Below are 23,203 nucleotides of genomic sequence, written 5' to 3' on the forward strand. Positions count from 1 at the left end.
GGTGCGTTCTGCTGTGCTGTGTCGGTGACTACGAATGAGACACGATTGCCCGTTTTGCGGCATTCTTCGGTCCACATCCCCAGATTCGACCAGGTGGTCGGTTACCCCCGAGCCACAGAAGTATGCCGGGTTCGCTACTGCGGTGCAACGTCCACCGACACGGCGATGGTGCTTTCCTCCGCTTCGGTGTAGATGACCCCTCGCAGGGGTGGTACGTCCGCGTAGTCGCGCCCCCACGCCACCGTCGCGTACCGCTCGTCGACCAGCTGGTCGTTGGTGGGATCGAAGGCGAGCCACCGATCGTTGGGCATCCACACCGCAGCCCAGGCGTGGGTCGCGTCGACCCCGATCATCCGCTCCTTGCCCGGCGGAGGTTCCGTTGCCAGATATCCCGACACGTACCGCGCCGCCAGACCCTGCGACCGCAAGCAGGCGATGGCCAGGCGCGCGAAGTCCTGACACACCCCCGATCGGGCGGCGAGCACGTCGACCACGGTGGTCGAAACCGTCGTCGATCCGGAGAGATACCGAAAATCGGTGAAGATCCGATGCGTCAGATCGACGACGACGTCCGCGAGGGGACGACCGGGCCAGAAGCTGGGCGCCGCGTAGGCGCGCACCTCGTCGGTGATCTCCGGAGTCGGCAGATCCAGGGCGAACTCCACAGCCGACGCGCGAGCCGGGTCCGCAGGCAGGTTCGTATCGAACATCGCCATCCGAGCGGACTCCCAGGACTCGGTCGCCGGCCACGACGTGGTCTCGTCCACCGGACGCGGATACACCTCTACGAGCGAATCTGCCGTGACCACCAACTTCTCGTGGTCGTGCGTCACGTGGAAGTACACGTCCTCGTTGCCGTAGACGTCCACGCCGAACGATTGATCGGTGGGTGCAGGCTCCACGGTGACCGACTTCTCCACACAGTGCTGCCCGTCCATGTCGCGCGGCGCGAGAAATCCCCGCCCGTAGGACGAGGTCACGCGATCGGAATACGTGTAGGTGGTGATGTGCTTGATTCGATACCGACGACTCATCACCGCACTCCGTTCGCAGTTCGGACGTTCGAGCTGCCCCACAGCGGCTGCGTGCCACCGGGCAACGACATGTGCGTCGCGAGAACCACGCGAGAGAGCTCCTCGAGCGAATCGTGGATGCCGTCCACCAGCTCGAGCATCTCCACCCGTCGGCCGTTCGCGTCGACCGATTCCAGGTCGCCCGGGTCGACCCTGCGAAGCCGCACCCGCATCTGTTCGACGAGTTGCTCCGGCCGCGAGGTACCCGAGGCATCGGGCAACGAACCGAGGTCGTCCCGAAGCCGATCGAGCTGGTAGACCAAGGCGCGCGGGTTGCCCTCGTCGAACAACAACAGCTGCGCCACGGCCGCCGGGCGCGCACGCCCGCTGTTGCGCCTGCGGTAGATCACCGAGGACTCGGCGGCGGACAACACCGAATCGATGACCGCCTGCTCGGTGGACGGAGTGAGAGCGTGACTGAGCGTTGCCGAGAGCAGCGCTGTCAGCTGCAGACCGCGCTCGATCCGCTTACCGGCGTCCATCAAGTACCAGCCCGCGTCTCGCACCATCGATTCCGACGCCAAACCGGCCAGTGCGAGCAGACCCCGCAGCACACTCGACTGCGACGACGCCAGCTGGGCACCGTTGTGAATCGGTGATTCCGCCAGCTCCTCCAGCGCGGTGTCGATGCGGTTCAATACCGCCCAGGTGTCGTTCGAGAGCTGGTCGCGTACCGCACGGGCAGCTTGCTGCATCCGGTCGACCGATTGCGCCAGCGAACCCATCCGCGCCGTCGAGAGCATCAGTGAGCGCATCTCGACGGTCGCATCGTCGCGGTTCTTCTCGTCGAGGAATCCCGGCCACGTGCGCGAAACCTTCGTGACCGCTTCCAGAAGAATCGGCAAACTCTCGCTGCCTTCGAGCCATGGCATCGAGCGGTAGTCCTGATTGCGTTCGCGCGCCGCGATGAGCAATCGAGTCATGTCCTCGGCACGTTCGCTGTAGCGGCCGAACCAGAACAGGTCGCCGAGCACGCGCGGGGAACTGACGACATCGATATTGGACGCGGCGTAATGCGGCAGCTCCTCCACCGTGGCGGGCGGTGTGTGCGGTGCCGAGTCCGCCGGGGTGACGCGCTCCACCGACTTGACCCAGACGTCCTTCGACGCCACCGTGATGAGCGGATCGGTGACCGGTGCGGTGAGCACCACCTGCCCCAGACCGCCGCGCATCGGCGTGTACCCGCCCCGCTGTGCAACCGTGAACAGCCGCATCCCCACCTGCGCCGGGGCAACCGACAACTGTGCCCCTGTCCCGCCTGCGATCGACGACCCGACCGGAGCCAACGAGAACTCGGGAACCTCCTGACCGGTCCACTTCCACGGCTCGGCGGCGATTCGATCCCACAGCTCCCTGGCGGCGATGTCGGTCAAATCGTGCCCCACCACCGTGCGACGCGAGGTGGTCGACCGCAGCACCAACGAACGCAGCCGATTCTTCATGTGCGAGAGCTGAATCGGGTCGCCGCCCCAGTACGTGTGCACCGAACCGAGAATCAGATCCTCGTCCAGCAGGGCCCGGCTCAACGCCGGCAGCAACGGAAGCAGAGCCGGGTTCTCCAGCACGCCACTACCGAGAGTGTTGACAACGCTCACAGCCCCGCGCCGCAGCACCTCGACCAAACCGACGACACCCAGATGCGAATCCGGACGCAGATCGAGTGGGTCGGCAAACTCGGCGTCGACGCGGCGTAGCACCACATCCACTCGGCGCAGCGTGCCGAGTGACCGCATCCACAAGCAGCCGTCACGAACCACGAGATCGGCATTCTCGACGAGAGGAAACCCGAGAACCGTTGCGAGATAGGACTGATCGAAGGCCGTTTCGGAGTGCGAACCGGGACTGAGCACCACAACGACCGGATTCTCGGCCGACGCGGGCGCGGCATCGCGAAGCGCCAACCGCACCGCGCGAGCGAACGTCGAGAGCGGCCTTGGATTGCTCGCCTGGAACAACTCCGGCATGGCGCGTGACATCACTCGCCGATCTGCCAGCGCGTAGCCAACGCCGGACGGTGCCTGCGTACGGTCTGCGATCACTCGGAACTGGCCGTCGGACTCGCGGGCGACATCGGCGGCATGCATGAACAACTGATGCGGCCCGGGAATGGTGATCGCGTGCGCCGTCCGCAGATAACCCGGGTTGCCGAAGACCAACTCCGGCGGGATCAATCCGCGACGAATGGTTTCCTGGGCACCGTAGATGTCGGTGAGCACGGCATCGAGCAACATCGACCGCTGGACCACACCGGCTTCCAGACGATCCCACTCGTCGGCCGCGACGACCAACGGAACACTGTCCAACCCCCACCGAACAGCACTGGGCAACGCCTCGCTGCCACCCGACGGAATCGGGTTGTACGTGATGCCATGATCGTCGACCAGGCGACTGACACGGGACTGCAGAGTCTGCATCGCCCCCGGACCGGCCTCCCGCATACCGTCGACCAACTCCGCCCAATGCGGACGGACGGCGTCGTCGGCGTCGAGCATCTCGTCGAACCGATCGCCGCGACCGGTCACGGCCTCGCGCCGACCGCGATACGCGAGCCACGGCGACCCGGCTCCACTCGAGACATCGTCGTTCCTGCCGGCTCCACTCGAGACATCGTCGTTCCTGCCGGCTCCACTCGAGACGTCTTCGTTCCTGCCGGCTCCACTCAGGGTGGTATCCACGGGCACCATCGAGCCGTTGTTCCTTCCGTCGGTCGATATCGCTCCGCCGCCGAACGTTCCGCTGTCAACGGAACCATCCGATAGGCGTCGGACCGAGATCGCTACCGGTCGACTCGTTCTCCTGTGCAGTCGCGCGTCAGGACGTGATGACTCCGGTCCGGCGCAGGTCGAGCATGCCGGGCGCGGACACATCGATCGCCTGGCGAGCGTGCATCTCGAGCAATCTTGCTACGTCCACCTTCCCCGAGGTGAACCCGCCCTCCTCGAAGCGGCCGTTGCGCCGTGCCTCGGCTTCCACCGAATTGACGGGGGGCCCCTCGTACGAGCGCCCTCCCGGGTGCACAACGTGATACGAGCACCCACCGACCGCACGTCCGGTCTGCATTTCCACCAGATCGAAACGCAGTGGACTCTGCACCTCGATCGTCGGATGCAGAGCGCTCGGCGGTTGCCAGGCTCGGTAGCGCACACCGGCCACCTGAACGTCCTGCCGCTCGGTGCGCAACATCGGCACCGGTACCCCGTTGCACGTCACCATGTAGCGACCCGCATCGGCTCCGGCCACCTGAACCTGAATCCTTTCCACCGACGAGTCCACGTACCGTGCGGTGCCCGAGGACGTCGATTCCTCGCCGAGGGTGTTCCAGGGTTCGATTGCGCCGCGCAGTTCGATCTCGGCGTCACCGACCACCGTGGTCCCGATCCTGGGAAATCTGAACTCGGTGAACGGGTCGAGCCAACTGGTGTCGAAGTCGATGCCGTGCTCGCGCAGGTCCTCGACAACGCGGCCGATGTCGTTGATGACGAAGTGCGGAAGCATGTAGCGACCATGCAGGTTGGCACCGTGCCGAATGAGAGGTGCCTTCAACGGGGTGTCCCAGAACCGCGAGACCATCGACCGCACGAGCAGCGACTGCACCATGGCCATCTGATGATGCGGCGGCATCTCGAACCCGCGCAGTTCGAGCAGTCCCAATCGGCCGCGGGTGGAGTCAGGGCTGTAGAGCTTGTCGATGCAGAACTCGGCCCGGTGCGTGTTGCCGGTGATGTCGGTGAGCAAGTGCCGCAGCGCTCTGTCGACAACCCAGGGCGACGCCGATCGGTCGGCCCCGGTGAGTCGCTCGATCTCGCTGAACGCCACTTCGAGTTCGTAGAGCGATTCCTCTCGACCCTCGTCGGCACGTGGAGCCTGCGACGTCGTACCGATGAAACGGCCCGAGAACAGGTACGACAGCGACGGGTGGCGCTGCCAGTGCGTCAACAACGACACCAGCAGGTCGGGTCGGCGCAGCACCGGCGAATCCACCGGAGTCACACCACCGAGAGTGATGTGGTTGCCCCCGCCGGTTCCGCGGGTGGTGCCGTCGTTGTCGAATCCCTCCGTACTCAACCGGGACCTGCGAGCCTCCAGGTACAGACGCTCCATCAACTCGTTCTGTTCGGCCCACGAAGACGTCGGTTGCACGTTGACCTCGATCACACCTGGGTCCGGTGTGACGGTCAGTGTCTGGATTCGAGGGTCCGACGGCGGACCGTAGCCCTCGATGACAACGGGGGTATCGATGCTCGACGCCGCCTGCTCGACGCGCGAGACGAGGTCGACGAAATCGTCCAATCGATCCATCGGCGGCATGAACACGTGCAGGACGCCGTCGCGGACTTCGGCAACCAGGGCCGTGACGGCGGTGCCGCCGACCCCGGACGTCTCGTTCACCAACTGCGCGTATCGCGACTCGGCCGGATTCACCGCACGCGGCGGTTGCTGCGTCAATTGCGGAGTGGGTAGTGCGGGTTTGGGCGCGGTGGGGTCGGCCGGATTCTCGACCGGCCCGCCGTCCCAGGAGATCGCCCGAAGCGGCAACCGTAGGCCCGCGGGAGAATCGCCCTCCAACAACACTATTCGACCGCGTCGCAACTTCCAGTCCGAGCTTTCCCAGCCGGCGCCGTCCTCGGTACGCGAGATCGGTAACACGAATGCCGCCGGCTCGTCGGTACTGGCGTCGAGCCGTTCGAGGAGAAGTTTTCTCGCGTCCGCGGAATCTGCCCCCGGTTCGAGATCGTCGGCGTCGGCCGGTGGGTCACCGTAAGGCTGGCGCACCAGATCCAACAGCTTGACGAGCGGGTCCTCGTAGGCCGGACGCGCTTGCGAGGCAGGCAGACCCAAGCCCTCGACCAATCGGTCGATCAGTTGTTGCGACGCCGAGTTGCCCACCGGCTCCGGGCGAAGGTCCTCCGCCAACCAGGGATCTGCGATCAGATCGGAATCGTGCCACAGGGCCTGGCCGTCGGTCCGCCAGAACAATCCCACCTGCCACCGCGGTAGCGGCTCACCGGGGTACCACTTGCCCTGGCTGCGCTGCACCAGCCCGTCCGGCGCGTAGATGGTTCGAAGCTTCTCTGCGAGAACACTTGCCCGCTCGCGCTTGTGCGGTCCATCGGCAGTGGTGTTCCACTCGGGTGCTTCCTGATTCTCGATGGCAACGAACGTCGGCTCACCGCCGACCGTCAACCGAATGTCCTGATCGAGCATGCGCTGGTCGATCTTCTCGGCGGTGGCCTTGATCGACTCCCACTGCCCTGCCGTGTACGGCAACGTCGTTCGCGGATCCTCGTGCACGCGGACGACGGTGTTGGAGAAGTCGAGTTCTGCCTTGCACTTGCTCGTCGCACCGGAGATGGCGGCGGCGGTCGACGGATGCGGCGTCGCCGACAGTGGGATGTGGCCTTCGCCGGCGAACAGGCCCGAGGTCGGATCCATCCCGACCCAGCCCGCGCCCGGCAGATAGACCTCGGTCCACGCGTGGAGATCGGTGAAGTCCTCCATCGGTCCGGAGGGGCCGTCGAGCGACTTGACGTCCGAGGACAACTGGACCAGGTAACCCGAGACGAAGCGTGCGGCCAGACCCATCTGACGCAGTACCGACACCAGCAACCACGCCGAATCGCGGCACGACCCGACGGCGGACGTCAGAGTCAGATCAGGGGTCTGCACTCCGGGTTCCATCCGCACGGAGTACCCGACGTCCCCCATGACGGCCTGGTTTGCCATCACGAGAAAGTCGATGGTGCGCAACGACTCTCCGCGTTCCACAACGGCCGCCTGCAGTTTCTCCACCCATGCCGACACCACCGGACCCGGTCCAGTTCCGGCCTTGCCCTCGTCCACCGGGCGCAGGTACGGCTCCAGATCGGGCAGGTCGTGCTCTTCGTAGGCGAAGCCGAAGTGCTCGGCCCATTCCTCGACGAAGAAGTCCAGGGGGTTGATCGACGCCATGTCCGCGACGAGACCCACGGTGATCGACAGGTGGTCGGTGCGCTCGGGGAAGACGACCCGCGCGAGGAAGTTCCCGAACACGTCCTGCTGCCAGTTGACGAAATGCTCCGCCGGTTCGATCTTCAGCGAGTACGCCTCGATGGGCGTACGCGAGTGCGGTGCAGGCCGCAACCGAATTTCGTGCGGAAAGATCTTGACGGTGCGGTCGAATTGGTAACTGGTGCGGTGTTCGAGTGCAACCTTGATGCCCACGGCGAGCCTCTCGTGATAGTCCCGGTATGGGTAGAACACCCAACCCTAGTAGGACGGGGCCCGGTGCGCTCGGCGAGGAATCGTGTCCGAAACGTGCACCCCGATGACGTGTGTAGTGCTTGACACGCACTTCGTGCTGCGGTTCGCTCAGCGGGAATCGAGTCTTCGTCCGACGCACGCCACACTTTGCAACCAAAGGGAATCTCGTGAGCGACAATCCACCCAACGGACCGCAGTACGGCTCCGATCCGAACCAACCCCAGTACCCCACCGATCCAGCGTCCGGATACCCGCCGCCCGGCAACTACCCACCACCCGGTAGCTATCCGCCCCCAGGCAACTACCCACCACCGCCGGTCGGCGGTAACGCAGCGTTCGGAATGGGCTCGCAGCTGCCCGGCGGCGCGCAGCCCGGCAGCCTCGGGTCTCGTTTCGCGGCGCGCTTCGTGGACGGACTGATTCTGGCGGTCGTTCAGTTCGTCCTGTACCTGATTCTCCCGAACGGGTTCTTCGGCACCTTCTTGTTCGGTCTCGCATCCGCCCTTCTCGGGTTCGCCTACTTCACGCTGCTCGAGTCCTCCCGCGGCCAGACATTCGGTAAGCAGGCCCTCGGCCTGCGCACCCTCGGCGCAGGAGGCGGACTGCCGACTCAGGCCGAGGCGGCCAAGCGCAACGCCTTCCTGCTGCTGAACATCGTGCCGTTGCTCGGCACCGTCCTGCTCATCGCGGCGTACATCGGCATTGCCGTGACCATCAATTCGAGCCCCACCAAGCAGGGCAAGCACGACGAAATCGCCGGCGGAACCCAGGTCATCAGCGTCTCGTAACACCCCGTCCACGCACGAGCGGACCTCCTGAATTCGGGAGGCCCGCTCGTCTGCGTTCGGGTGTTCCATGGCCTCGGCGCCCTGAAGTACCCACATTCCTCCCGACCACAGACCAGGAGAACGACGTGAATGACAGTCCGAACGACGAAGCGCGGCCCGGCGAGGGAACCGATCCCGACCGCCCCGAGACACCGAACACTCCCCCCGCGAACACCCCGCCACCTTCGGGTGGTCAATACCCACCCCAGCCTGAAAATTACCCGCCACCCGGTGGCTACCCGCCTCCCGGTAGCTACCCGCCTCCCGGTGTGAACTATCCACCACAGGGCAACTACCCACCGCAGGGCGGCTATCCACCTTCCGGTGGTTACCCACCACCTGGTGGCTACCCACCCCCGCCCGGCAACTACCCACCGCAGGGCGGCGCACCCGGCGGCTATCCACCGCCTCCCGGGGCGTACCCGCCGCCCGGAAACTACGGCAACCAGGGCTTCGGGCACGTGCCGCTTGGGACCGATCCCGGACGTCTCGACGTCGGTGCAGCGCTGAGCTACGGCTTCGACAAATTCAAGGCCAACGCAGGCCCGTGGGTCGGCATCACGGCCATCGTGTGGGCGGTCAGCGTCATCGGTCTCGTCCTGATCTTCGCGTCGACGTTCACCGCAGCAATGGTGGCAGCCGACAGCGGTGACACGACGTTCACGACCACGACATCCGGGGTGGCCATCGTCATGACGGCCATCGCCACGTTTGCGTCGTATTTCGTCAACGCCGCCTACGTTCGAGGAGCACTGGACGAGACCGGCGCTCCGCAGAAGCCGTCGTTCGGTAGGTTCTTTCAACTCACCAACATCGGGCAGATCGCCGTCCTGGCGTTGATCTGGACCGTCGTCAGCGTGGTGTTCGGTTTCATCCCGTTCCTCGGAACGGTCCTTCTGATCGTGATCGGCTTCCTGGCCAATTTCGCACTGACGTTCCTGATCGATCGGAACCAGTCGGCGATCGAGTCCATAAAATCGAGTGTCGACCTCACCGTGAAGAACTTCGGCCCGCTGCTGCTGCTCCTGCTTTTGTTGGCTGCGATCAACATCGTCGGTGCGCTGCTGTGCGGACTCGGTCTGCTCGTCACCATCCCGATCTCGGTGATCGCCACCAACTACGCCTACCGCGTCCTCACCGGCGGTCCGTTGTCCCCCGCGCGCTGACCTGCTCGACACAGACGAATGTCCCCGTAGCGCACAGCGTTACGGGGACATTCGCTTTCGAACCTGCTCAGGCCTCGGCCGGTTCTTCCTTCTTCTCCGGCTTGAAGTCGACGCCCGATTCCTTACGCTGCTGCGGCGTGATCGGTGCGGGCGCGTCGGTCAACGGGTCGATGCCACCGCCGGACTTGGGGAACGCGATGACCTCACGGATGGAATCGACTCCGGCGAGCAGCGCCGTGATGCGATCCCAGCCGAACGCGATGCCGCCGTGCGGCGGTGCGCCGTAGGAGAAAGCATCGAGGAGGAAGCCGAACTTCTCCTGAGCTTCTTCCTTGCCGATACCCATGATCGCGAAGACCCGTTCCTGAATGTCCTTGCGGTGGATACGAATACTGCCGCCACCGATCTCGTTGCCATTGCAGACGATGTCGTAGGCGTAGGCCAGAGCAGATCCGGGGTCGGTGTCGAAGGTATCCATCGACTCCGGCTTCGGCGATGTGAAGGCATGGTGCACTGCAGTCCACGCTCCGGATCCGACGGCTACGTCACCACTGGCCGTGGCGTCGGACGTGGGCTCGAACAGCGGAGCGTCGACGACCCACACGAACGCCCAAGCCTTCGGGTCGATCAGGTCGAGCTTGCGAGCGATCTCTCCGCGCACGGCACCGAGCAATCCACGCGATGCCTTGATCGGGCCCGCGGAGAAGAAGATCGCATCGCCGTTGTTCGCACCGACGTGGGCGGCGAGGCCGTCGCGCTCGGCGTCGGTCAGGTTCTTGGCAACCGGGCCACCCAACGTGCCGTCCTCACCGACGAGAACGTACGCGAGACCCTTGTGGCCGCGCTGCTTGGCGAACTCCTGCCACCGGTCCAACTGCTTGCGGGGCTGCGACGCACCACCGGGCATCACGACCGCGCCGACGTACGGGGCCTGGAACACACGGAACGTGGTCTCGGAGAAGAAGTCCGTGCATTCGACCAATTCGATGTCGAAGCGGAGATCGGGCTTGTCGGAACCGTAGCGACGCATCGCCTCGGCGTAGGTGATCCGTGGAATCGGAGCCGTGAAGTGGTGGCCGACGAGCTTCCACAGCGACGCCAGAATCTCCTCGGCCAGCAGGATGACGTCGTCCTGGGTGACGAAGCTCATCTCGACGTCGAGCTGGGTGAACTCCGGCTGACGGTCGGCGCGGAAATCCTCGTCTCGGTAGCACCGGGCAATCTGGTAGTAGCGCTCGATACCGCCGACCATCAGCAGCTGCTTGAACAGCTGCGGGCTCTGCGGCAGAGCGTAGAAGCTACCGGGCTGCAACCTGGCCGGTACCAGGAAGTCGCGGGCTCCCTCGGGGGTGGATCGCGTCAGGGTCGGAGTTTCGACCTCGACGAATTCGTGGTGCGCGAGCACCGACCGGGCGGCCGCGTTGACGTGCGAGCGCAGGCGAATGGCCTGCCCCGGGCCCTCGCGACGAAGATCGAGGTAGCGGTACTTCAGACGCGCTTCCTCGCCCGGCTGGTCGTCGAGCTGGAACGGCAGGGGCGCGGCCTCGGACAGGACCTCGATCTCGGAGGCCTCGACCTCGATCGCACCGGTCGGAATCTCGTAGTTGGCGTTGCCCTCGGGGCGCCCCTCGACCTTGCCGGTCACCTTCACGACGTATTCGGCGCGCAGGCGATGGGCCTGCTCGAGTGCAGCGCCCTCGCGGAAGACGACCTGGGACACACCGGACGCGTCGCGCAGATCGATGAAGATGACGCCGCCGTGATCGCGTCGACGGGCCACCCATCCCGTCAGCGTCACGGTTCGGTCGACGTGCTCGGGGCGTAATGAGCCGGCGAGGTGGGTGCGCAGCACGGGTGTCCTTTCGAGAAAAATCCGCTGATCGTGTTCTTCGCTCACCGATCCTACGGAGCACATGACCGTAGAAGGAAACGAGATCGCGACGCGGCATGCGAAGCTATGGCCGACAGCAGCGATGTGCGTTCTCGCCACAGGTGGGAGCTCGGCGGAGAGGAACTCGGGCATGACCTTCAGAGAAGGTTCGCAAACGACACCAGGTCGAGTCTCCGTCGGTGGCCGTGGAGGGGGCGGCGGACGCGGCAAGTTGGCGATCGGTGGCGGCGCGGGCGGCCTGGTCATCATCGTCCTTGCTCTGCTGTTCGGCGGCGACCCCGGAGCAATCCTGAACCAGATCAGCGGCGGCGACAGCTCTGCGGGGCAGAACGACTCAGGTACGTCGGGATCGCTCGATTGTGACGTCGCAGACGCGAACAGCAACGTCGACTGCCGAATCGACTTCACCGTAGGAAGTCTGGACACCGTCTGGGAAGCTCAGCTGCAAGCGCAGACCGGCGTCGCCTATGTTCAGCCCGGCGTGAATCTGTTCTCGGGAGCAACGAACACCGGCTGCGGCAACGCCACCAGCGCCGTCGGGCCGTTCTACTGCCCGGCCGATTCCACCGCGTACTTCGACACGAGCTTCTTCCAGGTTCTCGTCGATCAGTTCGGCTCCAGCAGCGGCCCATTGGCGCAGGAGTACGTAGTAGCGCACGAATTCGGCCACCACCTGCAGAACCAGCTGGGTGACATCGGCCGCGCGCAGGCCGATCCGCAGGGGCCGGAGTCCGGTGGCGTCAAGGTGGAGTTGCAGGCCGACTGCTACGCGGGAATCTGGGCGCATTACGCAGCCGACACGATCGATCCGGATACCGGGGTTCCGTTCCTCGAGCCGCTGACCGCGACCGACATCGACGACGCCCTGTCGGCGGCGTCGTCGGTGGGCGACGATCGCATTCAGCAGGCATCCACGGGCAGCGTCAACCCCGAGGGCTGGACGCACGGCTCGTCTGCGCAGCGACAGGCCTGGTTCACCGCGGGCTACGAGACCGGACAGGTGGCGGCCTGCGACACGTTCTCGGCACGCGACCTCGACAATCCCTGAACCGATACTGGTCAGAACAAGGTGAGAGCCGGACCCGAGGTCACCAGTTCTCGGGGTTCGGCGGGCTCGTTCGCGGGCAGCGAGCGGGTCTGCTCTGCGGCGAACCCGTAGGTGTCGAGCAACGGGTCGATTCTCGCTTTCAGCCACTGCTTGTATTCCGGTGTCACGTACGCGCCGTGCCCGTAGAGCTGTCGATATCTACGTACCAACGCAGGGTGTTCTTTCACCAGCCAACTCATGTACCAGTCCTTGGTGCTCGACCGCAGATGCATCGGCAGCGCGGTCACGGTGGTCGCACCCGCCTCGGCCAGGGCACCGATGAGGCCGTCCAGTTGCTTGGCCCCGTCGGTGAGGAACGGGATGACAGGTGCCACCAGAACGCCGCACTCGAGGCCCGCATCGCGGACAGCTCGAACGAGATCCAATCTCGCTCGCGGACTCGGTGTTCCGGGCTCGAGCTGCTTCTGCAGGTCGGCGTCGTGAATAGCCAGACTGATGCTCACATGCACGTCCACCTGCTGCGCGGCCAATGTCAGCAACGGTAGATCGCGCCGCAGCAGTGTGCCCTTGGTGAGAATCGAGAACGGCGTCCCGGATTCGGTCAATGCGCGAATGATGCCGGGCATCAACCGATATCGACCCTCGGCGCGCTGATAGGGGTCGGTGTTGGTGCCGAGCGCCACCGGCTCCCGCTTCCACGAACGACGCGCAAGCTCCTTACGTAACACTGCCGCGACATTCGTCTTGACGACAATCTGCGAATCGAAATCGTTGCCGGAGTCCAGATCCAGATATTCGTGCGTCGGGCGCGCGAAGCAGTATCGACACGCATGCGAGCACCCCCGCATCGGGTTGACGGTCCACGAGAACGGAACCTGCGACTCGCCCGGAACCTCGTTCAAGGCACTTTTGCACAGCACCTCGTGGAAGGTGATGCCCTCGAACTCGGGCGTCTGTACGCTGCGCACCAGCCCCGACCGCTCCAGCCCCGGTAACGCCCCATCGTCCGCGGCGTCGAGAGTCTGACCGGCCCATCGCATGCACACAGTCGAACATTTGTTCTATGTCGTGTCAAGGCCGACTCACCCCATACGATCCCAGCTCGGGTGAGGCCGTCGGAACGCGATAGCGTAGGCCCCCAGTCGATCCTAGGAGTGCACCGCCGTGACCGCCCCGAACACACCGACCCTCGAACCCATTCTGCGACTCGGCCTCACACTCGGACCGGCGCTCGGCATCGGCTCGGTGCCCGAGGGCGAGCGGGTGGTCACCACAGTGCTCGGCGGTGCAGCTCCCGGTCCCGATATCGAGGGAACCCTCGCAGCCGGGTCGACCGTCGTCAGCGTGACGCGGTCTGACGGATGCACCGAATTCAGTAGCGACCTCGTTCTCGAACTGGCAACCGGCGGTTACCTTTCGCTCGACTACCGCGGAGTTCAGTTCGGCCCGGCCGAGGTCATCGACGCTCTGAACGATCCCGAGCGTGAAGTGGATCCCGCCACGTACTACTTCCGCGGCACCCTGCGCGTGTCGACCGCGGTGCCGAAGTTCACCTATCTCAACCGCGCACTCGTCGTCACGTCCGGCTCCCGCTCGGCCGAGGCCGTCGTGCTCGACGCATTTCTGGTCACCTGACCGCGGCTCAGTCGAGGAGCTGGGCGACCTCACGGTCGGTCAGCGTCGCCTGCGGAGTTCGTCCTTTACTACGCACGAGTTCGACAGCCCGATAGAGCGGCCGTTGGTCGAGTCCGGCATCGCGTGCCTCGGCGCGCAGCTGATCCACCAGCACCGATGCGATCGCCGCGGCGGGCACCAACTCGGTCGTCCACAGCGAGTCGGCGAGGGTGCGTAACGCGAGAATCGGCAGTTCGCGGCCGCCGTCCCTCGTGTAGAGCGCAAGCGGAACGACGATGTGTGTTCGTCCGTCGTAGAGCCGCAACGAGATCTGATCGATTCCGGCCGTCCGAATCGTCAGTTCGGCCGTCACCACCTCCGGCATCCTCAGCCGGCGCGTGCGCACCCCTCGGGCGCAGAGTTGCGCCCCGTCGAGCCACACTCGTCGGCGTAGACCCAGCCAGCCCGACAGCGCACCGGGTCCGCCGACGATGACCCCGACGAGAACCGCAACCCACACCGGCACTAACAGCGCCATGACGACGGCAAGAACGATCCCGATCGCAGCCGACCCGATCATGATCTTGCGCAGGCGCGGAGCCAGGAACTCCATCGAGACCAGGTCGAGCGCTACCGGCCCCGCGTTGGACCGAGAGTCACCGGGCCGGGACTCACTGGGCAAGGCGCGCTCCGAGGGCATCGACCACGTCGGCCATCGGAACGGTGTCCTGCTCGCCGTTCGAAAGGTCTTTCACCAGAACCGATTCCGCAGCCACTTCCTGATCACCGAGCACCAACGCGAACCGCGCTCCGGATCGGTCGGCGGCCTTCATGGCACCCTTGATTCCGCGATTTCCGTAGGCCATGTCCACGGCTATTCCGCGTTCGCGCAGCTGAGCCGCGATGTCGACGATCGCCAGCTTGGCACCGGCACCCATCGGAACGCCGAAGACCTGGCACCGTGCCGCTGCGCCCGCGGTCTTGCCTTCGGCGGCGAGCGCCAACACGGTGCGATCGACGCCGAGGCCGAACCCGATTCCCGAGAGCGCCTGCCCGCCGAGCTGTTCCATCAATCCGTCGTAGCGTCCACCGCCGCCGATACCCGATTGCGCGCCGAGCCCGTCGTGCACGAACTCGAACGTCGTCTTGGTGTAGTAATCCAGCCCGCGCACCATCCGCGGGTTCACCAGGTACGGCACGTTCATCACGTCCAGGTATGCCAGCACCTCGTCGAAGTGCTCTTTCGCCGAAACGGAGAGGTGATCGAGCATCAGCGGCGCATCCGCGGTCATCGCGCGCACTTCCGGCCGCTTGTCGTCGAGGACCCGCAGCGGGTTGATCTCGGCACGCCGACGGGTGTCCTCGTCGAGGGGAAGCGCGAACAGGAACTGCTGCAACAGCTCTCGGTACTGCGGGCGGCAGGTGTCGTCACCGAGCGAGGTGATCTCGAGCCTGAACCCGGTGAGCCCGAGTGCCCGGAAACCGGCGTCGGCCACGGCGATCACCTCGGCGTCCAACGCCGGGTCGTCGACGCCGATCGCCTCGACTCCCACCTGCTGAAGCTGACGGTACCGACCGGCCTGCGGGCGCTCGTAGCGGAAGAACGGTCCGGCGTAGGCCAGCTTGACCGGCAGCGCTCCCCTATCCAATCCGTGCTCGATGACCGCGCGCATGACGCCCGCCGTGCCTTCGGGTCGCAACGTCACCGACCGGTCTCCACGATCGGAGAAGGTGTACATCTCCTTGCTCACCACATCGGTCGACTCCCCGACCCCGCGGGCGAACAGGCCCGTGTCCTCGAAGATCGGCAGTTCGATATGGCCGTAGCCGGCGTTACGGGCCGCGTCGAGCAGCCCTTCGCGTACGGCGACGAACTCGGCCGAGTTGGGTGGGAAGTAATCGGGAATGCCCTTGGGCGCGGAAAATGCGGTCGGCTTGCTCACGCTCACAGCCTTCCTTGCTCGGGGTCGGTGAGTCCAACGAGGAACGGGTTGGTCCCGCGCTCCTGGCCGATCGAACTCTGTCCGCCGTGCCCCGGGAGCACGACAGTGTCGTCGCTCAGCGGTAGCAGCCGAGTAGCGATGGACCGCAGCAGTTGCTCGTGATCACCGCCGGGCAGATCGGTGCGCCCGATCGATCCCGCGAAGAGGGTGTCGCCGGTCAGTGCCAACGGAACCGAGCCGTCTGGACCGTCGGCGTGGGCGAGGAACACCACCGATCCCTGGGTGTGCCCGGGAGTCTGCACCACCGTGATCTCGATTCCGGCGAGTTCGAGCCGTTGGCCGTCGGTGAACTCGATCACCTCGGCCGGTTCGTGGAACTCGAGGTCGCCGAGCACGGCGGCCAACGTCGGGCCCGTTCCCTTGACCGGATCGGCCAGCATGTAGCGGTCCTCGGGTGCGATGTACGCCGGAATGCCGTACTTTGCGCAGATCGGCTCCACCGACCACGTGTGGTCCAGATGACCGTGCGTGAGCAGAACTGCGGTGGGGGTGAGCGAGGACTGCGTCAGAAAGTCGATGAGCGGATCCGCTGCGTCCTGACCGGGATCGACGACGACGCACTCGGACGCGTCGTCCTGGGCCAGGATGTAACAGTTCGTCTGAAACATGCCTGCGGGGAATCCGGTGACGAGCAAGACAAACGCTCCTAAAGGCTGAGGCCGAAGTACCGAGCAAGCTTAGTAGGACCGCTCCCGGCGGGTCCCCCCAGCATGCTCTCAGGCAGTGATGGCAAACTCGCGTTGGCCGATTCTCGGCCGGTTACCACACGATCGGTCCGTACAGCGAGCGGGCGAGGTCGCTTTTCGACAAGCGGGAGGAACACGAATTGCCCAGCAACGAGCAACGGCGCGAGGCTGCCAAACGAAAGCTCGAACGCCAACTCGTACGCCGCGCCGAGCGAGCGCGACGTCGTAAGCAATTGACGATCGCCGGTTCCATTCTCGGCGTCGTCGCGGTCGTGGCCGTCGTCTCGGTCGTGTTCGTGGTGACCCGCGGTGACGACGACGCGAGCACCGCGCAGGAATCGACGACGTCGGCGCCCGCCGATTCCCTCATCGCAGCAGGACGCACCGAGCCGCTCCCCGAGACCGTGAACTGCTCCTACCCCGCCGCGACACAGCCGGCGGCCAAGCCCAACACTCCCCCACGCACCGACAACGTGCCCACCAGCGACGAGCCGCTGAGCTACAGCATGGAAACCACCGCGGGCAACATTGGGCTGACGCTGAACAACCCCGAGTCTCCGTGCACGGTCAACAGCTTCGTATCCCTCGCCAACCAGGGCTACTTCGACGGCACCACCTGCCACCGCCTCACCACGGGTGCGGGCCTGCAGGTTCTCCAATGCGGCGATCCCACGGGCACCGGCTCCGGTGGGCCGGGGTACCAGTTCGCCGACGAATTCCCCACCGACACGTTCGCCGAGGGCGACCCAGCTGCCCAGGCCCCGATCGCCTACCCACGCGGAACGTTGGCCATGGCCAACGCCGGCCCGGGTACCAACGGCAGCCAGTTCTTCCTCGTCTACGGCGATTCCGAACTGCCGCCCGCCTACACCGCGTTCGGCACCATCGACGAGACCGGACTCGCCACCCTCGACGCCATCGCAGCCAAGGGTGCGGAGGGCGGCGTATCCGACGGAGCCCCGGCCGAGCCGGTCGAGATCACGAGCATGCTGAGCGACCTGTGAACCGGACCTCCGCTCTGACCATCGCTGTGTCTGCCACTGCGCTGGTGCTGGCAGGTTGTTCCGGTTCGGCCGAGCCTGCCGCGGTACCGGCCACCACGACGTCGGCATCGACGACCACGACCGCGGCCCCCACGCCGCGGCCTGCGCTCGACCTGTCCCGCTTCGGTGCATTGCCGCCCGTGCCACAGCCGACGACCGATACGGTGTCCTGCGCGTATCCGGAGGAGTCTCCGGCCGCAAAGGAAGTCGACGCTCCTGCGGCCGACAACATCGACGTGTACGGAAACGTAGACGTGACGTTGTCGACCAACCAGGGGCCGATCGACATCACCCTCGACCGAACGCAGGCTCCGTGCACGGTCAACAGCGTCGTCAGCCTCGTCCAACAGGGGTATTTCGACGGCTCTCCCTGCCACCGCTTGACGACCTCTCCTGGCCTCGAAGTGCTGCAGTGCGGTGACCCGTCCGGCTCGGGTAGGGGTGGACCGGGATACACCTTCGCCAACGAGTACCCCACCACGGCGTACGCCGATGATCCGGCGCAGGCCCAGAATCCGGTGGTCTACCCCCGCGGAACGCTCGCCATGGCCAATGCCGGCCCGGACACCAATGGCAGCCAATTCTTCCTGGTGTACGCCGATTCCGTGCTGCCGCCCCAGTACACCGTGTTCGGTACCATCTCGGACGCCGGACTGCAAACCCTCGACGCGATCGCAGCGGCCGGGGTCACCGGTGGTTCGGAGGACGGCGCGCCGGCAAATCCGGTGATCGTGGAATCGGCAACGGTGTAGCTCGATTCGAACGACGAGAGGGTGAGCAGAGAATCTCTGCTCACCCTCTCGTCGTTGTCGGGGCCGCTCAGGCGGCCGATGTCAGCCGATACACGTCGTACACGCCCTCGACGTTGCGCACCACGTTCAGCACATGCCCGAGATGCTTGGGATCGCCCATCTCGAAGGTGAACTTGCTGATCGCAACCCGGTCCCCCGAGGTGGCCACGGACGCCGAGAGAATGTTGACCTTCTCGTCGGCGAGCGCCTTGGTGACGTCGGAGAGGAGTCGGTGACGGTCCAGTGCCTCGATCTGTATCGCGACCAGGAACACCGACGACGCCGACGGTGCCCACTGAACCTCGATGAACCGCTCGGACTGCTCTTCGAGCGAGCGAGCGTTCGTGCAGTCGGTGCGGTGCACGCTGACCGATCCACCACGGGTGACGAATCCGAGGATCTCGTCTCCCGGCACCGGAGTACAGCATTTCGCCAGCTTCGCCACGACGCCTTCCGCACCGGTGACCAGAACTCCTGCGTCACCGACCTGGCGGGGTCGGGTCGGGATGGTCGACGGTGTCGACCGCTCCGCGAGCTCTTCCTCGACATCGCCGACGCCACCGAGATGAGCGACCAGCCGCTGCACCACGTGGCGGGCGGACACGTGATTCTCTCCGACCGCGGTGTACAGGGCGGAGACGTCGACGTACCGCAGCTCGTGCGCGATCGCCGACATGGACTCGGCATTCATCAAGCGCTGCAACGGAAGTCCGCCTCGCCGAACCTCCTTGGCGATGCCGTCCTTGCCTGCCTCCAGAGCTTCTTCGCGGCGCTCCTTGGCAAACCACTGGCGAATCTTGGTCTTGGCTCGAGGTGAGGCGACGAAACCCTGCCAGTCCCGACTCGGGCCAGCGGTCGCAGCTTTCGAGGTGAACACCTCGACCACTTCACCGTTGTCGAGCGTGCGCTCCAGTGCGACGAGTCTGCCGTTGACCCGAGCGCCGATGCAGCGATGCCCCACCTCGGTGTGCACCGCGTAGGCGAAGTCGACCGGACACGATCCGGCAGGCAGGGTGACGACGTCCCCCTTGGGAGTGAAGACGAAGATCTCCTTGACCGCGAGGTCGTAGCGCAGCGATTCGAGGAACTCCCCCGGATCGGCGGCTTCTCGTTGCCAGTCGAGCAGTTGGCGCATCCACGCCATGTCGTCGACCTCGGCGTTGTCCTGCGAGTGCTTGCCCTTGGTCTCTTTGTACCGCCAGTGCGCAGCGATGCCGAATTCGGCTGTGCGGTGCATGTCCCGCGTACGGATCTGCACCTCGAGGGGCTTGCCCTCGGGTCCGATCACCGTCGTATGCAGCGACTGGTAGACGCCGTAGCGAGGCTGCGCGATGTAATCCTTGAAGCGGCCCGCCATCGGCTGCCACAGCGAATGCACCACGCCCACAGCGGCGTAGCAATCACGAACCTCGTCGCACAGAATGCGGACGCCTACGAGGTCGTGAATGTCGTCGAAGTCGCGTCCCTTGACGATCATCTTCTGGTAGATCGACCAGTAGTGCTTCGGGCGACCCTCGACGACCGCGCTGATACGCGACGCGGAAAGGGTCGCATTGATCTCGGCCCGCACCTTCTCGAGGTAGGTGTCTCGGGACGGCGCACGATCGGCGACCAGACGCACGATCTCGTCGTACTTCTTGGGATGGAGTATGGCGAACGCGAGGTCTTCGAGTTCCCACTTGACCGTGGCCATGCCGAGCCGATGAGCAAGCGGCGCAATGACTTCCAGTGTTTCCTTGGCTTTGCGCGCCTGCTTCTCCGGGGGCAGGAAGCGCATCGTGCGCATGTTGTGCAGACGGTCGGCGACCTTGATGACCAGTACCCGTGGGTCTCGGGCCATCGCAATGATCATCTTGCGGATGGTCTCGCCCTCGGCTGCAGTACCGAGTACCACCTTGTCGAGCTTGGTCACCCCATCAACCAGATGAGACACCTCGTCGCCGAACTCCTCGGTCAACTTCGCGAGCGAATACCCCGTGTCCTCGACGGTGTCGTGCAGGAGTGCCGCGACCAGAGTGGTCGTGTCCATCCCCAGCTCGGCCAGAATGTTGGCCACGGCGAGCGGATGCGTGATGTACGGGTCGCCGGACTTGCGCATCTGCGACGCATGCAGTTCGTCCGCGACGTCGTAGGCCCGCTGCAGCAGCGTCAGGTCGGCTTTGGGATAGAGCTCGCGGTGCAGGCTGACCAGTGGCTCGAGCACCGGCTTCACCGCAGCGCTGCGGCCGGCGGTGATGCGGCGCGCCAGACGGGCTCGCACCCGCCGCGATGCCGACGTGGGCACGGGTGCCGAATTGCGTGTTCCCGACGGAGCCTGCGAATCGGTCGACGCCGGGTCCTGAGAAACCGGAGGTTCGACGGCCGCGCGGGAATCAGCGGAGCCTTCGTCGGTCGTGACGACGTCGACACCGGTCCGATCGGTAACTGCGGTCGGATCGACAACTGCGGGCCGCTCGGGGGCGGCAGGCCGATCCGGCACGGGCTGATCGATGTAGCGGGTCACTCTCATCACCTCCTGCCACGCGTTCCGCGTTGTCGCCGGAACGTCAACGCATTGTGAAAGAGACTTTAGTCCTCATACTCGCACCAGGCAGTCGAGCGGGTAGCCACTGCACCTGTCTCGCCCGGCCAGAACGGCAATCTCGAGAACGACGGCAGCGCCGGCGATCACCGCGCCCTGCTCGGCCAACAACCGAGCCGCAGCGTCGACGGTCCCGCCGGTCGCCAGAACGTCGTCGACCACGAGAACTCGTTTTCCGGCCACGTCGATCGCCGTCGGGATCTGCAACTCGGCCGTTCCGTACTCGAGGTCGTACGACCGTGAATGCACAGGAGGCGGCAATTTACCCGCCTTGCGCACCGCGAGCACACCGCACCCGAGTTCGAGGGCGACTCCTGCCCCCAGCAGGAATCCCCGCGCGTCGATACCCGCCACCAGGTCGACGTCCTCGAAGCCCAGAGCCAGTTCCGACACGACGCTGCGTAGCGCAAGGCCGTCGGCGAACACCGGTGTCAGATCCCCGAAGCGGACGCCGGGGACGGGAAAATCGTCGACCCACCGCGTCAGCCTGGTCACGGCTGCGGCGGCACCCACTCGATCGCCTGCATCGTTCATCGAAGAAGCACCCACCGATCCATGTTCCATCCGGCACCAGCGGCCGTGGGGTTGGGCACCACGTCCTGCATTCCGTCACTGACGACGGTGGTGCGCGGCTCGTTGTACAGGGGAAGCGACGGCATGTCGTTCCACAGAATGTTCTCGCCCTCGGTGGCCAGTGCCAATACCCGCTCGGGGTCATCGGTCACCGCCAACTGATCGACGACGGAATCGATCCTGCCGTTGCTGTAACCGCCCACGTTCAGACCGATCCCCGTCCGCAACGAATACCGCGCAGTGACCGCGGCAGCCGAACCCGACGGTCCCGGTAGTGACCCGCTGCTACCGAGAACGGCATCCACCGCTCCGGCGCGCAGAGCAGACGGGGTGAAATCCGGAGAGCTCACGTCCTGCACGGTGATCCCCGCGGCGGCGCAATCGGCGGCCATCCGGCTCACCACCTGGGCCCGGCGTGCGTCCGGTCCCCGGTAGCCGACTCGGACGGTCAGGGCACTCTCCCCTGCGGCATCCAGTTCTCGGCGCGCCTGGTCGAGGTCCGAGCGCTGGTATCGATCTCCCACCGCTGTTGCGACCGACGGATACTCGAGCGTGTCGGGCTGGACGAGACGGGAGTCGACGACGCCCGAGCCCAGACCGGCCGATGCCGCCTCGAAGCCGGGATGACCCAGCGTGTCGAACAGGTCGGATCTCGGAATGCATGCGGCCACAGCCCGACGTGCGCTCGCCTCTGCCAGCACCCCCTGAGTTGCGAACGTCAGCTGCTCGACGCCTCGCGATGGTTGCTCGGTGGTCGTGAATCCCTCGGTGACACCGAGTTCGACGGCCCCGGCACCGTGGTCGACCACGTCCAGCGAGCCGTCCGTCGACTTCGCCGCCAGGTCGGCCCCCTTCGGCCAGACGACGACTCGCTCGGTCTCGGGTGGGATTCCCCACCAGGCGTCGTTGGCGACGAGGACGAGACCGTCCTCGGCGGTGTAGGAATCGATGCGGTACGGACCGGCCGAGGGTAGCAACGCGAGGTCGATCGAACCCGGCGTCAAGGTCCATCCGGTGTTCCAGAAGTCGGCGATGCGGCTCACCACGTCGTCGTCCTCGGCCAGGACGGGATCGACGACGTTCGGCACGCCCGCAGCCCGGGCCGCGACATGGGCCGGGAGCAGGTCGGTGGCACCGAACAGAGCACGCCAATTCTGGTAGCTGCGTCCCGGGGCGAAGACGACCGTGGCTTCCTTGGCTCCCGGGACGCAATCGATGCGTTGGATGTCGGAGTAACCGGCCGTGGACGCCGCGTCGAACAGGGGGCCATCGGTGGCGAATCTGCCGCTGTTCGCCGCCCAGGCCAGCACCAGATCGTCACAGGCCATCGGCGCACCGTCCGAGTAGGTCGCGGCGGGGGCGATGGAGTACTGCACGGTCAAGACGTCGCCGGGTATCACCGACACGGTTCCGATGTCGTTGTCCGACAATGCGTCTCCCTCGGGTCCGAGGTAGCTGAAACCCACCTGCACCCGAGTGAACGCCTGCCGGGCTCCCGACGCCGCGCCGTCGACGGTTCTCGCGTTGTAGGTGTTCACCACGTTGTCGAACGAGTAGCCGATCGAGGGCACTTTGTCCTCGGCCGAGGAACACGCGGTGACGGATACTGCAGCGAGACCCGCCACCGCGAGTGCGGCGCTCCACCTGCGTTTCACGTGCACTCTCCG

At 65.6% G+C, this 23,203-nt stretch carries 17 protein-coding genes; 6 read left to right on the forward strand and 11 right to left on the reverse strand.

What is annotated here, in order from left to right:
* Window positions 1–134: 134 nt before the first annotated feature.
* From AABD04_RS12785 to AABD04_RS12795, 3 genes are all read right to left on the reverse strand, one after another.
* Entirely contained in the window at window positions 135–1,034 is a 900-nt protein-coding gene (locus tag AABD04_RS12785) for a transglutaminase family protein (protein WP_335740177.1), read from the reverse strand.
* Complete coding sequence (locus AABD04_RS12790) at window positions 1,034–3,757, reverse strand: circularly permuted type 2 ATP-grasp protein (RefSeq protein ID WP_341441404.1); 2,724 nt, start codon at window positions 3,755–3,757, stop codon at window positions 1,034–1,036. The genes AABD04_RS12785 and AABD04_RS12790 overlap by 1 nt, the downstream gene beginning before the upstream one ends.
* 127 nt (window positions 3,758–3,884) lie before the next feature.
* Window positions 3,885–7,274, reverse strand: a complete 3,390-nt coding sequence (locus AABD04_RS12795; protein WP_341441405.1) for a transglutaminase family protein — start codon at window positions 7,272–7,274, stop codon at window positions 3,885–3,887.
* Window positions 7,275–7,480: 206 nt separating this feature from the next.
* Here AABD04_RS12795 and AABD04_RS12800 point away from each other — a divergent pair, with 206 nt between their 5' ends.
* On the forward strand, window positions 7,481–8,101 hold the full coding sequence (locus AABD04_RS12800) for an RDD family protein (protein WP_341441406.1): 621 nt from the start codon (window positions 7,481–7,483) through the stop codon (window positions 8,099–8,101).
* A 125-nt stretch (window positions 8,102–8,226) separates the two neighbouring features.
* On the forward strand, window positions 8,227–9,306 hold the full coding sequence (locus AABD04_RS12805; RefSeq protein ID WP_341441407.1) for a hypothetical protein: 1,080 nt from the start codon (window positions 8,227–8,229) through the stop codon (window positions 9,304–9,306).
* Window positions 9,307–9,373: 67 nt separating this feature from the next.
* Here the strand turns inward: AABD04_RS12805 and aspS are convergent, their stop codons facing one another.
* Window positions 9,374–11,158, reverse strand: a complete 1,785-nt coding sequence (gene aspS, locus AABD04_RS12810) for an aspartate--tRNA ligase (protein WP_341441408.1) — start codon at window positions 11,156–11,158, stop codon at window positions 9,374–9,376.
* Window positions 11,159–11,327: 169 nt separating this feature from the next.
* On the opposite strand from aspS, the gene ypfJ reads away from it, so the two are divergent.
* Window positions 11,328–12,245: a KPN_02809 family neutral zinc metallopeptidase gene (ypfJ, locus tag AABD04_RS12815; RefSeq protein WP_341441409.1), complete on the forward strand. Its 918-nt coding sequence runs from the start codon at window positions 11,328–11,330 to the stop codon at window positions 12,243–12,245.
* 11 nt (window positions 12,246–12,256) lie between these two features.
* Here the strand turns inward: ypfJ and AABD04_RS12820 are convergent, their stop codons facing one another.
* A complete protein-coding gene (locus AABD04_RS12820) occupies window positions 12,257–13,285 on the reverse strand; it encodes an Rv2578c family radical SAM protein (RefSeq protein WP_243593152.1) in 1,029 nt (342 codons plus the stop codon).
* A gap of 124 nt (window positions 13,286–13,409) precedes the next feature.
* Between AABD04_RS12820 and AABD04_RS12825 the strand changes: the two genes are divergently transcribed.
* A complete protein-coding gene (locus AABD04_RS12825) occupies window positions 13,410–13,880 on the forward strand; it encodes a DUF3237 domain-containing protein (RefSeq protein WP_243593153.1) in 471 nt (156 codons plus the stop codon).
* 7 nt (window positions 13,881–13,887) lie between these two features.
* On the opposite strand, the gene AABD04_RS12830 is transcribed toward AABD04_RS12825, so the two are convergent.
* Genes AABD04_RS12830 through AABD04_RS12840 form a run of 3 tightly spaced genes read right to left on the reverse strand, consistent with a single transcriptional unit; the run spans window position 13,888 to window position 16,497 of the window.
* On the reverse strand, window positions 13,888–14,472 hold the full coding sequence (locus AABD04_RS12830) for a hypothetical protein (RefSeq protein WP_341443035.1): 585 nt from the start codon (window positions 14,470–14,472) through the stop codon (window positions 13,888–13,890).
* Between the two features lie 58 nt (window positions 14,473–14,530).
* Window positions 14,531–15,802: a histidine--tRNA ligase gene (gene hisS, locus AABD04_RS12835; RefSeq protein WP_341441410.1), complete on the reverse strand. Its 1,272-nt coding sequence runs from the start codon at window positions 15,800–15,802 to the stop codon at window positions 14,531–14,533.
* A 2-nt stretch (window positions 15,803–15,804) separates the two neighbouring features.
* Window positions 15,805–16,497, reverse strand: a complete 693-nt coding sequence (locus AABD04_RS12840; protein ID WP_341441411.1) for an MBL fold metallo-hydrolase — start codon at window positions 16,495–16,497, stop codon at window positions 15,805–15,807.
* Window positions 16,498–16,688: 191 nt separating this feature from the next.
* On the opposite strand from AABD04_RS12840, the gene AABD04_RS12845 reads away from it, so the two are divergent.
* Entirely contained in the window at window positions 16,689–17,552 is an 864-nt protein-coding gene (locus tag AABD04_RS12845) for a peptidylprolyl isomerase (protein ID WP_341441412.1), read from the forward strand.
* Complete coding sequence (locus AABD04_RS12850) at window positions 17,549–18,343, forward strand: peptidylprolyl isomerase (protein WP_341441413.1); 795 nt, start codon at window positions 17,549–17,551, stop codon at window positions 18,341–18,343. Before AABD04_RS12845 ends, AABD04_RS12850 begins: the two co-directional genes overlap by 4 nt.
* 67 nt (window positions 18,344–18,410) lie before the next feature.
* On the opposite strand, the gene AABD04_RS12855 is transcribed toward AABD04_RS12850, so the two are convergent.
* From AABD04_RS12855 to AABD04_RS12865, 3 genes are all read right to left on the reverse strand, one after another.
* Window positions 18,411–20,666 carry a RelA/SpoT family protein gene (locus tag AABD04_RS12855; RefSeq protein ID WP_243609654.1) on the reverse strand — a complete coding sequence of 752 codons (2,256 nt, stop codon included), beginning with the start codon at window positions 20,664–20,666 and terminating at the stop codon, window positions 18,411–18,413.
* A gap of 291 nt (window positions 20,667–20,957) precedes the next feature.
* A complete protein-coding gene (locus tag AABD04_RS12860) occupies window positions 20,958–21,497 on the reverse strand; it encodes an adenine phosphoribosyltransferase (protein ID WP_341441414.1) in 540 nt (179 codons plus the stop codon).
* On the reverse strand, window positions 21,494–23,197 hold the full coding sequence (locus tag AABD04_RS12865; protein WP_341441415.1) for an ABC transporter substrate-binding protein: 1,704 nt from the start codon (window positions 23,195–23,197) through the stop codon (window positions 21,494–21,496). Before AABD04_RS12865 ends, AABD04_RS12860 begins: the two co-directional genes overlap by 4 nt.
* Window positions 23,198–23,203: the final 6 nt, after the last annotated feature.

Origin of the sequence: Rhodococcoides navarretei (genome assembly GCF_038069675.1) — a bacterium.
GTDB lineage: Bacteria > Actinomycetota > Actinomycetes > Mycobacteriales > Mycobacteriaceae > Rhodococcoides > Rhodococcoides navarretei.